Origin of the sequence: Nocardia sp. Root136 (assembly GCF_001427185.1) — a bacterium.
Lineage (GTDB): Bacteria > Actinomycetota > Actinomycetes > Mycobacteriales > Mycobacteriaceae > Nocardia > Nocardia salmonicida.
The window spans coordinates 208,292-220,395 of sequence record NZ_LMFE01000010.1 but is presented as its reverse complement, the minus strand read 5'-3'; the positions used below and the strand labels follow the sequence as shown (position 1 = coordinate 220,395).

Sequence of the window (12,104 nt, the reverse complement as noted above, 5' to 3'; positions counted from 1 at the left end):
GCGATCATCCACACCGGTAGAACACCCGCAGAGAATGCGAGCCTTTAGGGCTTGCTCGCGCTGCCTATCCCACGTCCGGTTGCCGGTCCCGGCTTGGCGAGCGGCGTTCTTGTCAGAGGGCGTCGACATACTGAACTAGCCGTACCGAAGGGTCGGCAGATAGGAGGCGTTGGGGGTTATGGGTAGCGGCGTTGTACTTGATCCCGGGACCGGGACCGCGGATCGTCGTGCGTGGTTGGTGATGTCGAAATCGGTGTACATGCGGCTGGGTGGCGGGCGGAAATACGATGATGATCCGTCGCGTCACTACAGCTGGGACAGCTTCGTTCCGAACTTCCGCCAGGTCGAAGCGGGCCACATGATCGCGGTTTGGGACAACTCTGAGTTACTCGGGGTCTCGGTGATCGAGAACATCGATTCTTGGGATGGGACCAAGCACCGCGGACGCTGCCGTGGTTGCAACGAAACGGGGTTCAAACGACGCTTGCGCAAGACGCCGACCTTCCGTTGTGACTGCGGTGCGGTGTTCGATGACCCGATCCAGGAGGAGGTGTCCGCGACGCTGTTCCGCTCGGACTACGGGCAAGCGTGGGTGGACCTATCGGGGGTATTGAACGGCAAGGAGCTTCGAGCGCTGTGCTTGAAAGACAGCTCGCAGAACAGTTTTCGGGAACTGAACTGGGGCAAGTTCCGCGCGGCTATCAGCCAAAAGTTGGGTGGTGACTACCTCGCGCCCGTCGACGTCACGGCGGAACAAATCCGCGGCGGACATGCTGTGCGCCCTGTCCGGGTTCGTCTGGGCCAAAGCGATTTTCGCAAGAGGCTCCTCGATCGTTACGGACCTCGCTGCGCCTTCACCGGCGACCTTCACCGTGCAGTGCTGGAGGCATGCCATCTTTACAGCTACGCCAGGGTCGGCAAACACCACGAACACGGCGGGATCTTGCTTCGCCGCGACCTACACACCTTGTTCGACCGGGGCGACCTGGCCGTGGACAACGCCGGCCTGATCGACGTCTCGGAACAGTTCCGAGACTTTTCGGTCTATGGCGAGCTGCACGGAAAGCCGCTGGCAGTCGACACGAATACCAAGCAAGCTGAATGGTTCCGACTGCACTGGTCGATGCACCGAACCGCGGGCAACTGACGTGCCAGCTCAGCCAGCATCGGAGCTCTGCCCATCGGTCCGACTAACATCTCTCCAGCAACGAGTCCTTGACTGCCTCGAGGGCGACGACTTCATGCTGCCGGTTTACGAGATCGCATCAGAGCTGTGTGGTTGCGACGGTGGACCGTCAGACGAGGAAAAACGCTCTGCGTATCGATGCCTGAAACGGCTGCAGAAGCGCGGCCTGGTCCGCGGCCATCTCACTTGGCTGAGAGACATAGGGATGGCAACCGTATGGTGCTCACAGCGTGCTCCCACGCGAACCCGCCTTGATCCCGGCAGATAGCAGCCGATCCCGCGCACCTCTGGGAAGGGGCCGTGGCTCGCCACCTGTCTGGTCCTGCCTGCCCCTCACGCGCAGGGGCGCGGGATCACAAAGCGGCGAACTGGCCCGCCGCTCTTTAGTGTGGCGGGATGATGGCTCTACGAGGTCCGTCATGTCATGCCGCTACACACCACCGGGATCAAGACGACTGCCGTCGATGGCCTCGTGCTGTTGTGCAGATCTGCCACCGTACGATTCGTTGCTCTGCGAAATGATTTACGCCAGAGGAGCTTTGAGTGATCGTGCGGCGGCCGCCAACTTTCGCATCAGCCCGCGCACGGGCCCTCAGTATGGTTAGGTTGGCTGGTGACCGATGCCCTACCAACTGTGCACGCCTCGGACGTGCCCTACGGCGGGCTGGCATCGCCACAATGCAAGGAACAGCTCTCGATCGTCTATGCACACGCGATCGCGACCTCGGCTCGCTGCAAGCTGGAGCACATCCGCATCGACGACGAGACGGTCGACGCCACCGTTCGGCAGGTCGCGAGCCATGCCAGGTACTCCAAGACGTCATTGGATGTCCAGCTGAAGTGCTCATCTTCGGCAGTAGAGGACGACGATACGGTTCGCTGGCGCCTGAAGTCTGACAACTACGACGACTTGCGCGACCCGTTCAGGATGAACCCCATCATCTTGGTACTGGTGTTGGTCCCCAAGGAATTCGAGTCTTGGGTCAGTCTCGACGCCGAGCGGATGAGCATCCAGGCGCGCGGGTACTGGGTGTCGCTGAGGGATCGGCCGGAGTCTGCCACCGACACGATCACCGTAAAGATACCGAAAAGTAATATCTACGATGTATCATCCCTCCTTAGCATTATGAAACGAGTCGGCGACGGAGGTGCTCCATGATGTTGCTGAATCAAACTCTCCCGGCTGATCTTCAGTTGACCCCAAGAAATATCGGAGCCTACCTTTCTAGCTCCGGATGGGAACTGTGGGATTCTGATGCAATATCAGAAACCTGGCATAGTGGTCATGGACTTGACGGGGCGAGTATTCGATTGCCCACGTCTACACGCTTGCGCGATTTCGAACTTCGTTTCAATGAGTCCCTGTCGGCGCTTTGTGAAGTTAATGACTGGCCGATTGAACAGCTTGCGAACGCGGTAATTCGCGTAAGATCAGACATACTACTGTTGCGCGCGGATGAATTCATCCGATATGACAGCATTCCCATCAGGCAGGCTGATGACCTCATTACTGGCGCAATAAAGATGATTACTGCGGCAGCGCGGTCAACAATTGAGCCTCGGCCGAACCATCGCGGTCGTCCATCAAACGCCGTCCGGGGATTTATCGACGACGACGTCCGCATGGGACACACGCAACGCGGCAGCTTTGTTGTAACGATCTTGACCGCGCTGGGAGACGACGGCGTCATAGACACCTACCCCGATACTGATGGTGCAGATGATCTGCCAACTGAGGAGCTTGCGGATACAACCGCTACTCCCGATCTTTCAATTGCTTCGTTTCAACGCCGGGTTATGTCCACGCTTGCGAATGCACTATCGGTTGTACCGAATCTGAGCATGGCTAGCGCGAATGCAAACCTAGAATCGGCAGTAGACGCTGGGGTTAGCGCTGAATTGTGTGAGTCTTTGCAATTGATGACCCGCTATGAAGGTCTGCGCTCGCTCGATATGAGTTTCAAATGGGCGCCAGCAGAGGCGCATAGCCCCCGGGTTGATAAAATCGTTCTGGATCGCGATAACATTCCGGGTCTGCAACCGCTAACGTCGCGATTTAAGCAACAGGACGTCGCAGCGATTCGGCAGACCCTCTACGGATATGTACTTCGTCTTGAGCGAGATCAGTTTCCGGATGATGACAATACTTCTATCGCATTGGTTCGGGGTGTTATCGGTAGGAGCAGGCGTCAAGTGCGAGTAGCGGTTAGTGACTCATTTAACCTGGCGGCCATTTCTGCGTATCAAAATAGAACACCAGTATTGCTGACGGGTGACGTCGAGAAAATCGGCCGAGATTATTGGATGACAGGCGAAGTCAACCTCGTCCCCGCGCCGTTCGAGCATGCGCCCGGACGCTATTAACAGCTGGAAGTCCCTTCCGGCCCAGTTCGGAAGGGGTTTTCATGTGCTGAGTCGAAGGTGTAAACCCCAGTCACATAACTCCCAGTTCAGCCGGCGGGTTAAATCGCCTGGTCAGAGGTGCTTTCCAGTGGTGCGCGCCAGTTTGTACTGAGATTGTGGTTGTTCACCATCGTTCGTAGCGTGTGGTCCCGTTCTGGTCCCCGCTGCGCTCCAGCCTCAACACTCGGGCAAGTCGTGCAACCTTCATTGCCCAGCGGCATCTTCATGGGCCGTCTTCAGCTCGCTGCGGATTAGATTTTCGAGATTCTTCGCGGATTCCGCACTGGCACTTTCCAGTTGACGAAGATGCGTGTCGTGATGCATCTCGATTTCGATCGCCTCGCGGTCTTCGGGCTCAGCGGCGTGCCACTGGGGCCAAAAATTGTCAACGTAGTCGCCCAGCTCTCGCGATGCTTCGGCGGAGGCGTTCCAGGCCGTTCGAACGGAACTTGATGAGAACGCAAGGACTCGGGGGACTAGCTCCCTTTGCGCTGCCCATTCCTTCTCTGTGCGCGCTCCCCTATATCCCTCGGCCATGCCACCTCCTTGCTGACCTAGCATCTCGACGTATAGGTCGGCTCGCCGCAGCCATAGTCGCTCATCGTTGACCATGACCAGCCGATGCTGGCGTTCGGTAGCCGCCAGCGAACTTTGGAACAGCGATTGAATGGTCAGGGTCGCGGCAGAGCTGACTACGGCAATACCGCCCACAACCAGGGACTCGGTCCACGTCACCGTCGAATCGTCGCATTGTTTCGCGGTACCGTTATTGTTCAACACGCACCCAGGCCGGGGGCGCCCTACGAGGGCTTCAGCAACACACTTCCCTTCCTGCTTCCTCGTGCTGGGAATCTCTGCACCGAGGGCAGGGCGAGTCATGGGTGGCGAAGCCATCACTGGTAGGTCAACAGCGCAGTGGCGCGTGAGGGCGCACGAACGCAAAATGTAGGCGAACCGAGGCGGCCACCAGTCGCGATACCGCCGACCTTGTACCCGGTGAGCGGCTTGGTGATCGGGAAGTATTCCGGCGCCTCTTCATTACGAGTAGAAAAGCTCGTGTCTGCTGGTGATCTGCTGGCGTCCGCACCCCTCCGTGAAGTGGCGAAATGCTTCCGTGGGGTCCTGCTGTGTCCGGGGTCGTTTGGGTGAGATGTGGCAACGCCGTGACAACTTCGCGTGTCCGGAGACCTCGGTTAGGAGTAGTGATCGCAGTCGGTGTGCAGCGGTGGGGTGTAGGTCGTCGTGGCGCAGACTCGGCATGTGTGCGTTCGGTGGTGACCACCGCTCCGCAGGCAAGGCACCGCGCCGACGAGCACCTGGCCTGGACCGAGCCGGTGACCGTTCGGGCAGTAGCGGGGAGCCGGTTCCGTCCAGCGCCCGTTGCGCAGGTAGAGTCGGAGCGATTCGCACATACGTTCGATTATCCATCGATCTGTCAGCAGTTTCGATCCGGCCTCGGCCACGCCCGCAGGTCGCTACGAAACTCGATGGAACCGTTTTCCGTTCGGCAACGTCTAACCAGGCATGACAGAGACACAGCACGTAGTAGTTCGGCCAGTGCCGCAGTACGAACCGGCGCTGGGATCGGAACCGACCACTGATACCGCGGCGATCTGGGCACGGTATCTAGCCGCTCCGGCCGCGGTCGACCACGCCGAGGATCGGTAGCCGGCGGATTGGTGCCCTGCCGTCCGCGTAAGGAAGACGACTCCACGCGGACGGCACTCGGCAATCGAACGTCCGCTCATGCCGAGTATCGCGCACGCTCCTGTCCGCTTGCGGACCGTCGGATCGATACGCTGTTGCAGTGAAAGAGATCTTGGGAAGCGGTGATAGCTGTGAATTGCCTGCCGTCGCTGTCTATTGGCTCAGCTACGATCCGCAACCGGGCATCGTGCTGGTCGAGTTGGTAGATGTACACGGCCGACCTCACCAACTGGTCGGTAAGAGCGCCTACTTCGGCGGGGAACTGCTTCCCACATCGGCCTACCCATGTCCCACCACAATCCAGTGCACCATCGAGAACATCGACGACGACATAGCTACCGTCAGTACATGGTGGCTATCCGGCGGCCCCGACGATGTGCCGTTCGTCTTTGACGTACGACTGGACACACTCGGTCCAACTGACCGACTACCGCCGCCCAATCGTCCCGTCTAGGGGAATCAATGTTCGCTCATGCCGCTGGGCGCGCGTCTGCTCCGGAGGCAGCCTCGGCCCGTTCGTACCGGTACTTGTCAATCTTCCGGAGTACCGTGACCTGCCGATTCTGTCCGGCCACATCCGGGGTTGTTCGGGGTACTTGTGACAACGTGGTGACACTCGGGGGCCTCGGCGTTAGTTCGTGGGCTCTATGACCGTGATCTTCGCGAGGCTGATGTCGTCCGCAATACGCTGCAGTTCTACCTCGTACCGGACACCGGTGGGTGAGTCGAGCACGACGGTCGATCGCAGAGACTGGAGGTCGGCTGTGACGCTCACGGGACGGGGTGCGCTTTCCGGCCCCAGTCGATAGCGCGCGGTGACAAGTCGGACTGCCTCGCGCTTGGCGGAGTCATCGGTGATCGGCAAAGTCTCGTCGGTCTCAGCGCCACCCCAAAGGCGTGGCAGTCGCTTTCCGATTCCTTTGATGGCGTCCCATGCGGCATTACCGACAACACCGGTCGCAATCGCGGACCCCACCACAGGTGCCATCTCTGCGGCGAAGGACCAAGCCATCGCTGAGCTGCCCCAGGAGTACTGGTAGCGGCGCTCATCCAGTACGAACTGGTCCTGCTTGGGGAACTGGCTCTCGATGAACTGCCGCACCTCGACTTGGTCGACGCTGCGCGCGCGGAACACGAGTGTCCAGTCGTCGCTGGGCGGATCGTCCAAGTGGTTGTGGATCCGAAGGTTGATTCGTACTTCATCGGCGTGTTCTTTCACTGGGAAAGTATGCCGCCCTTCGGACCTGGGTCTGTGCACATTCTCTGCGACTTCCTTCTCCGGCTTCCTCATACTGGCCATCCCTGAACTGAGGGAGGTCGTGTCAAGGGCGCTCTATCCCTTGACTCGGCAGAGCGAGGTCAGATAATCGGGCCATGAGGAGGCAGAGGTTACGCAACCAGCCACGCCCCACGTGCGAAATCTACCGCTAGATTCAGGGCCCTCGGCCCGAGGTCGCGAAACTCCTGTCCGCCGCCTGTGGGGCGTACTAGCCTGCGCTACATGGCATTCGAACTCGCACCTGCGATAGTCGGTCTCTCTGGAGCGCTCGTAGGCGGTGGGGTGACCTTGGTCGGAAGCTGGCTTACCGGGCGACATCAAGTCAACCTCGCCGGAGCCGCAAGGACTCACGGTGTACGGGATCGCCAGTTCGAGTTGCATATGCGCTATCTGCAGACCGCCGACCATGTGCTGGGCGAATGCCGACGCGTCATGAAGTTGTCGAGCAGCACCACCCTCTATGTGTCGGAAGGAGCTGAACTGACACGTCTTTCGGAAAGCTGGAACGGCCTTCTCGACTCACGCGCTGGGGCACAGATGGCTGGTCCGAACGAACTCCTTCAGACCATGAGCCCGTTCCAGATCGCTTTGAACGAGTTGCACGATTTCCTCGAGACCAACGGTCGGAGCGTTCCCGAGGAGCAACGCATGTCGACTGCGAAAGAGAAGTGGGCAGCAACGGTCACCGCAAGGAGCAACTACGTCAAGGATGCCAGCGTACGTCTCTTGAGATAAGAGGGCGTCGGATCACAATGCGAGCCAACCCATAACAAGGTCACGCGGCCACCGGTCGCGATACCACCGATTCAGCCGGCGGATTCCGTTCAGCAATCGGCCCCGGTCTGACGGCTGGTGATCCGAAACCGCGCGAACGGCGACTCTGGAATCCTCTGACCTGCGTGTTCGGTGCTCGTCGTCCAGGCGGTGAGGTACCGATTTCCGTTCAGCAATTCGCTGGATAGGGGCGCCGGGCCCGGGGTCGACGTCGTTGGCGACCTACTACCGGCTTCGTTGACGGCGGCCAGGCGGTGAGAAAAGGGGCCGAAGCCCCCTCCCGGTCAGCAGTCGAGGGCGGCGAGGGAACGTTCGGTGGTGAGGAAGGCGCGGTAGTGGGTGGGGCAGTAGGTGTAGGTGGCGGTGCGGTGCTGCCACTCGGCTTCGGCGAGGTGGGTGGCGGGGTCGGTGCAGTCGCGGATGTCGCAGATCGTGGCGGGGGTGATGTTCATGGTCGGGGGCCTTCCGTGTCGGTGGGATCTGNCGGCGAGGTGGGTGGCGGGGTCGGTGCAGTCGCGGATGTCGCAGATCGTGGCGGGGGTGATGTTCATGGTCGGGGGCCTTCCGTGTCGGTGGGATCTGGGCTCGCCCGGACCAGGCCGCACCCACCCCGGCAAGGGCTCACCGCCCGAGGGGGTCACCCGGCTGACCAACCCAAAGGTGAGATGACACCCGCTGAAAATGACGNCCCGGACCAGGCCGCACCCACCCCGGCAAGGGCTCACCGCCCGAGGGGGTCACCCGGCTGACCAACCCAAAGGTGAGATGACACCCGCTGAAAATGACGCCGCCGCGGGTGACCCCCTCGGGTGGTGACAACGCTTGGTCCTTGCCGGGGTGGGGGTGGTCTGGTACGCCATCGGCAGATTCTGTCGACACGGAAGGCCCTCGGCCATCACCCCCGCCACGATCTGCGGCATCCCCCGCGGCTGCACCGACCCCGCCACCCACCGGAAGTGATGGCAGCACCGCACCGACACCTACGCCGGTACCAACTACCGCGGATTCCGTTCAGCAATTCGGCGCACCTGGTGAGCGGCTTGGTGATCGGGACCATGCTGCGGATTCGGGGTGGGCTGGTGACGTTGTGGTGACCGTCGACGCGGGTTCGGTAGGCAGGGCCTTATGAGGCAATCGAGCGAAGCTCGTGCGGCAGCACCGTTCGGGAATCGGTGTGCTGGTGGCCGTCGATCGGGGGCATATGCCGGCCGAATCGGGCTCGGGAATTCCGTTCAGCAATCCGCGGCCTGGCTCTCGTCGGCCTCGTCCATTGCTCGGGGCCGATGCTGTGGTGAGCTTTCAGGAGTTCTGGCGTCTGCTGATAGCGCGTGCTCGTCGCCGACGTGCCGACGCGCCGGGCGGTGAGGTACGAGCAAGACCGGTTGCGCGTCGTAGCGCGGCGGCGGCGCGCACGCACCGCCGCAGGCGCCTTGACTCTATATAGCCAAATTCAGCAATAACTTCGTGAAGTGACGGGTGCTCAGCAACTGGGACATTCCCCGACTCTGCTGCTCCGCGATCGAAGTGACGACGGGCTGAGGCTCGTTGGCTCGGTGGTGATTGTGCTGGGTGGTGATTGTGCGGGAGCTGCGGACACCGGCTACGTGCTCGGTCGCCGTAGCTCGAAGAGTCGTTCGCCCGTCGAGAACATGACTCGGATGCCGGAAGTGTGTGGGGTGCAAACGGTTCCGTGTCGTGATGCCTCGAGTACCCTGGGATCACCTCCAGCTCAGGGGCGGTACGGGACCTGGTCACCGTGCCGTGCCGGGAAAGGAGGTGAGGAACATGCCTAAACACCGCCGGAGCATGAAAGAAACCCCGGTCGATTACGGTCTGCTGCTTGCGACAGCTTCCGTGATCGCCGGGGCTCTGTTCCTGGTCAGCCGAGTTCGACGGGCTAGGTAGTTCATCAGGGTGGGCGTCGGTGCAACGGCGTCCACCCGCTCGGCATCACTCGCGTGATGCGTCCGATTGTACTTGACAAGCAACACCCAGGTAGGGGTCTGGATCACCTGATTGGGTGTCTAGATCACCTGGGTAGGTGTCTAGATCGCCGAGTCGATCCGATGTGCCGCTTCGTCGGGATCCACGGTGCCTGTATCAATCGTCAGGTCAGCATCGATCGTCGGTGTTGCAGCGCAGCCAATCGTTCAGCAACGTCACCGGTTCGTCGCGCGATGACTCAGAATCGAACGATGAGCGGGCTAGCACTGACGACAGAGCGACAAGCAGAATTGACAGAGCTACTCAACGACGAAGCGAGGTTGGACGCCACGTTTCCCCACGTCGCGGACTATCTGGATACCGTGATGCGCCTTCCAGGTTCGGGTGATCCGGAGCGGGACGCATCGTTCGATCTCAGGATGGTGCATTTCCTGACTGGAGGATCGACGCCATCCGGCAACCCGTATTGGGAAGTCGTGGCACCAGTCGTCTCACGAGACGACGAAGGACACCGTGTCATCCATGGCCAGTCGGGTAAGGCCCGACTCGCCTACGCGGAGACGGTTCTCCAGTCCACCTACGCGTACGCGATTCCATCACCTGAAACCCTGGCGTGGGTCGGGGACTTCGCCGCTGGCCGCACGCTGCTGGAACTGGGAGCCGGTCGCGGATATTGGGCCAGTCAACTCGCCAACACTGGATGCCGGGTCATGGCTTACGATTCCGAGCCTCCGAATGAGGCGGTGAACCCGTCGTTCCCCGTGAAGAGCGGGCAGAAGGCCATATGGCACCCGGTTGAGGGTCTCGAAGCATACGCAACTGCGGACAAGTCCGATGCCGTGTTGTTCCTGTGCTGGCCGCCCGGGTGGGGAGATCCGATGGCGTCCGAAGCACTAGCCGCATTCGAGCGCGACGGTGGCAATCAGCTGGTGTTCATCGGGGAGCCGCAGGGCGGAAAGACCGGCGATGACGCATTTTTCGCGGGCCTCGCGGATCGGTGGGAGCTCGTCGCGGAGGACGCCGACTACGTGACCTGGTTCCGCAACTGCGACGTCGCGCAAGGATGGGTCTTGCATCGGTAGAACACACCAGAACGGCCCGGTCACCCCAGCAATGTGAGGTGACCGGGCCGTTCGATTTCGACGTGCGCTAGGACTCCGTCGCAGCCGTAGGATTCAACGACATTCGAAAGACAAACGCCTCGTAGCGATCGCGTGGGTACGACACGTACGAGATCATCACGACCTGATCGCCTGGCGCGATGAAGCGCTGATAGACTGACTTCACCAGGCCACCAGGCGAAGCCCTCAACCATTCCGCATGCGTCGCCGTCGGGAGACTGTCGGAGAGGGTCTCTTCGAGGAACGTCGCGCCGGAAATGCCCTCGATGCCGATCGGCTGGTAGGTGTCCGAGATGGAAATAGGCCGGCGGTCTTCGCTCGCACGAGTGATTGTGTGCGTCACCCGGGTCCCTGGCTTCAGTCCCAGCGCAGCGGCCACCTCGTCGCTGGCACTGACCTGCTGGACGTGCCGGTCGATTACGACCTTCTGCTCAGACTCGTCATCCGACTCGCTGCGGAACGTCTCTTCGGGGTCCTCGAGCTGTCGCTCCGGGGACACGCGCACCAGATTCGGGCGATCAGCGACGAATGTCCCTCGGCGGGGCACTGTCCTAACAAGCCCCTGACTGATCAGCAGGTCAATCGCCGCGCGAATGACGATGGCCGAAACGTTGTGCTTTGCCGTGAGTTCCGCGTAGCTGGGTAGCTGGGTGCCAGGCATCAGCTTGCCGCTGCGGATGTCGCGGGCGAACTTACCGGCGATGGCTACGTACTGCGGCTCGGACATGAATTCTCATCCCTCTCGCGTTGAGCGTGTACCTACTTTCCTCAGTATACGCAACTAGTCATACACACAGGTCAATCCCCACATACGCCCAACGTGGCAAACGTCCGGCATTCGCAACTTTTCATCAAGTCCTTGTGTGTATACACAACTGCACATACACTAGGTCTACGGGGCCCACAGACCAACCGAATCGACACCCACCGAAGCCCCCGACACCAAGGAGAAAAGATCATGGCTTTCAAGCGCGGTAACCGCTTCCCCGTCTCGCACACCGAGGCGTTCCCGATGGGCCTGATCCTGCAGGGCCAGATCGAGCCGCTGATCAAGTACAACCCGGACCGCAACGCGGTTCCCGAGCAGCGACGCGACTACGACCCCAAGACCAACGAGGGCACTCAGCTGCTGATGTGGCGTGCCACGGTCACCGACCCGGACGAGACCAAGTCCAAGCGCGCCAGCTTCGACCTGATCTTCCTGGCCGAGCACGCGCCGGTTCCCTCGACGCCGGAGGTGTTGCCGGGGATGCGTCAGATCGTGTTGGAGGGCCTGCTCGCGGAGCCGAAGGTGATGGGGCAGGGCGAGTTCAAGTACCTGGGCTACCAGTTCTATGCCGGTGGCATCGAGGGCGATAACTCCGGTGCCCGCAACGTCACCGTCGAGCGCAAGGCCGCGTGATCGTCATGTCCTTCATCACCACTCACACCTCGTTGTCGCGGGGCATCCTCGTCAGCTACACCGCACCGCGTCCGGCGTCTTATGACGAGAACACCACCATCCCCGCCTACTTCAGCATCGAGCTCGACATGAAGTACGGCGGCGCACGCTTGGCTCTGACGGCCGAAGATGCACGGGCGCTGCTCGAACAACTTCCGCGCCTGGTGATGGAACACGATGCCGCCGAGCATGTCCGCGCCGAGCAGGTGGCCGCTGAGAAGTCCGCGACTGAGCCCAAGGCGGCGTGAC

The 12,104-nt window shown here is 61.1% G+C and carries 13 protein-coding genes; 9 read left to right on the top strand and 4 right to left on the bottom strand.

Features of this window, described 5'->3' with window-relative positions; all coding sequences use genetic code 11:
- Positions 1–241 precede the first annotated feature (241 nt).
- The 3 genes from ASD42_RS25930 (at position 242) to ASD42_RS34585 (ending at position 3,550) form a co-directional block, all read left to right on the top strand.
- Positions 242–1,147 (top strand): HNH endonuclease, encoded by a 906-nt coding sequence (locus tag ASD42_RS25930; protein ID WP_056821325.1) that lies wholly within the window; start codon positions 242–244, stop codon positions 1,145–1,147.
- Positions 1,148–1,799: 652 nt separating this feature from the next.
- Positions 1,800–2,345 (top strand): DUF4365 domain-containing protein, encoded by a 546-nt coding sequence (locus ASD42_RS25925; protein WP_162256234.1) that lies wholly within the window; start codon positions 1,800–1,802, stop codon positions 2,343–2,345.
- Positions 2,342–3,550 (top strand): hypothetical protein, encoded by a 1,209-nt coding sequence (locus ASD42_RS34585; protein WP_156677594.1) that lies wholly within the window; start codon positions 2,342–2,344, stop codon positions 3,548–3,550. Before ASD42_RS25925 ends, ASD42_RS34585 begins: the two co-directional genes overlap by 4 nt.
- Positions 3,551–3,793: 243 nt before the next feature.
- Here the strand turns inward: ASD42_RS34585 and ASD42_RS25920 are convergent, their stop codons facing one another.
- The gene (locus tag ASD42_RS25920; protein ID WP_056821323.1) at positions 3,794–4,324 is read right to left on the bottom strand and encodes a hypothetical protein; all 531 of its coding nucleotides are present in this window, start codon (positions 4,322–4,324) and stop codon (positions 3,794–3,796) included.
- 1,072 nt (positions 4,325–5,396) lie between these two features.
- Between ASD42_RS25920 and ASD42_RS25910 the strand changes: the two genes are divergently transcribed.
- Positions 5,397–5,750, top strand: a complete 354-nt coding sequence (locus ASD42_RS25910) for a hypothetical protein (RefSeq protein WP_056821321.1) — start codon at positions 5,397–5,399, stop codon at positions 5,748–5,750.
- 177 nt (positions 5,751–5,927) lie between these two features.
- Here ASD42_RS25910 and ASD42_RS25905 read toward each other — a convergent pair whose 3' ends face one another.
- Positions 5,928–6,515: a hypothetical protein gene (locus ASD42_RS25905; RefSeq protein ID WP_056821320.1), complete on the bottom strand. Its 588-nt coding sequence runs from the start codon at positions 6,513–6,515 to the stop codon at positions 5,928–5,930.
- Between the two features lie 282 nt (positions 6,516–6,797).
- Between ASD42_RS25905 and ASD42_RS25900 the strand changes: the two genes are divergently transcribed.
- Positions 6,798–7,310 carry a hypothetical protein gene (locus tag ASD42_RS25900; RefSeq protein WP_156677593.1) on the top strand — a complete coding sequence of 171 codons (513 nt, stop codon included), beginning with the start codon at positions 6,798–6,800 and terminating at the stop codon, positions 7,308–7,310.
- Between the two features lie 323 nt (positions 7,311–7,633).
- Here ASD42_RS25900 and ASD42_RS35450 read toward each other — a convergent pair whose 3' ends face one another.
- Complete coding sequence (locus ASD42_RS35450) at positions 7,634–7,801, bottom strand: hypothetical protein (protein ID WP_235569826.1); 168 nt, start codon at positions 7,799–7,801, stop codon at positions 7,634–7,636.
- A gap of 507 nt (positions 7,802–8,308) precedes the next feature.
- Here ASD42_RS35450 and ASD42_RS35640 point away from each other — a divergent pair.
- Positions 8,309–8,443: a hypothetical protein gene (locus ASD42_RS35640; RefSeq protein WP_268793552.1), complete on the top strand. Its 135-nt coding sequence runs from the start codon at positions 8,309–8,311 to the stop codon at positions 8,441–8,443.
- 1,101 nt (positions 8,444–9,544) lie between these two features.
- Entirely contained in the window at positions 9,545–10,375 is an 831-nt protein-coding gene (locus tag ASD42_RS25890; protein WP_056821314.1) for a hypothetical protein, read from the top strand.
- A 67-nt stretch (positions 10,376–10,442) separates the two neighbouring features.
- Here the strand turns inward: ASD42_RS25890 and ASD42_RS25885 are convergent, their stop codons facing one another.
- Positions 10,443–11,141, bottom strand: a complete 699-nt coding sequence (locus tag ASD42_RS25885; RefSeq protein ID WP_056821311.1) for a GntR family transcriptional regulator — start codon at positions 11,139–11,141, stop codon at positions 10,443–10,445.
- A gap of 231 nt (positions 11,142–11,372) precedes the next feature.
- Here ASD42_RS25885 and ASD42_RS25880 point away from each other — a divergent pair, with 231 nt between their 5' ends.
- Both ASD42_RS25880 and ASD42_RS25875 read left to right on the top strand, forming a co-directional pair.
- Positions 11,373–11,816, top strand: a complete 444-nt coding sequence (locus tag ASD42_RS25880; protein WP_056821309.1) for a hypothetical protein — start codon at positions 11,373–11,375, stop codon at positions 11,814–11,816.
- Positions 11,817–11,821: 5 nt separating this feature from the next.
- Positions 11,822–12,103, top strand: coding sequence for a hypothetical protein (locus ASD42_RS25875; RefSeq protein WP_156677592.1), 282 nt, complete (start codon positions 11,822–11,824; stop codon positions 12,101–12,103).
- Position 12,104: the final 1 nt, after the last annotated feature.

Bases quoted from the DNA above. Each gene is read 5' to 3' on its own strand.
- ASD42_RS35450 (WP_235569826.1), bottom strand. From the start codon at position 7,801: ATGAACATCACCCCCGCCACGATCTGCGACATCCGCGACTGCACCGAC.
- ASD42_RS25885 (WP_056821311.1), bottom strand. From the start codon at position 11,141: ATGTCCGAGCCGCAGTACGTAGCCATCGCCGGTAAGTTCGCCCGCGAC.
- ASD42_RS25875 (WP_156677592.1), top strand. From the start codon at position 11,822: ATGTCCTTCATCACCACTCACACCTCGTTGTCGCGGGGCATCCTCGTC.
- ASD42_RS25890 (WP_056821314.1), top strand. From the start codon at position 9,545: ATGAGCGGGCTAGCACTGACGACAGAGCGACAAGCAGAATTGACAGAG.
- ASD42_RS25900 (WP_156677593.1), top strand. From the start codon at position 6,798: ATGGCATTCGAACTCGCACCTGCGATAGTCGGTCTCTCTGGAGCGCTC.
- ASD42_RS25930 (WP_056821325.1), top strand. From the start codon at position 242: ATGTCGAAATCGGTGTACATGCGGCTGGGTGGCGGGCGGAAATACGAT.
- ASD42_RS25880 (WP_056821309.1), top strand. From the start codon at position 11,373: ATGGCTTTCAAGCGCGGTAACCGCTTCCCCGTCTCGCACACCGAGGCG.
- ASD42_RS35640 (WP_268793552.1), top strand. From the start codon at position 8,309: ATGGCAGCACCGCACCGACACCTACGCCGGTACCAACTACCGCGGATT.
- ASD42_RS34585 (WP_156677594.1), top strand. From the start codon at position 2,342: ATGATGTTGCTGAATCAAACTCTCCCGGCTGATCTTCAGTTGACCCCA.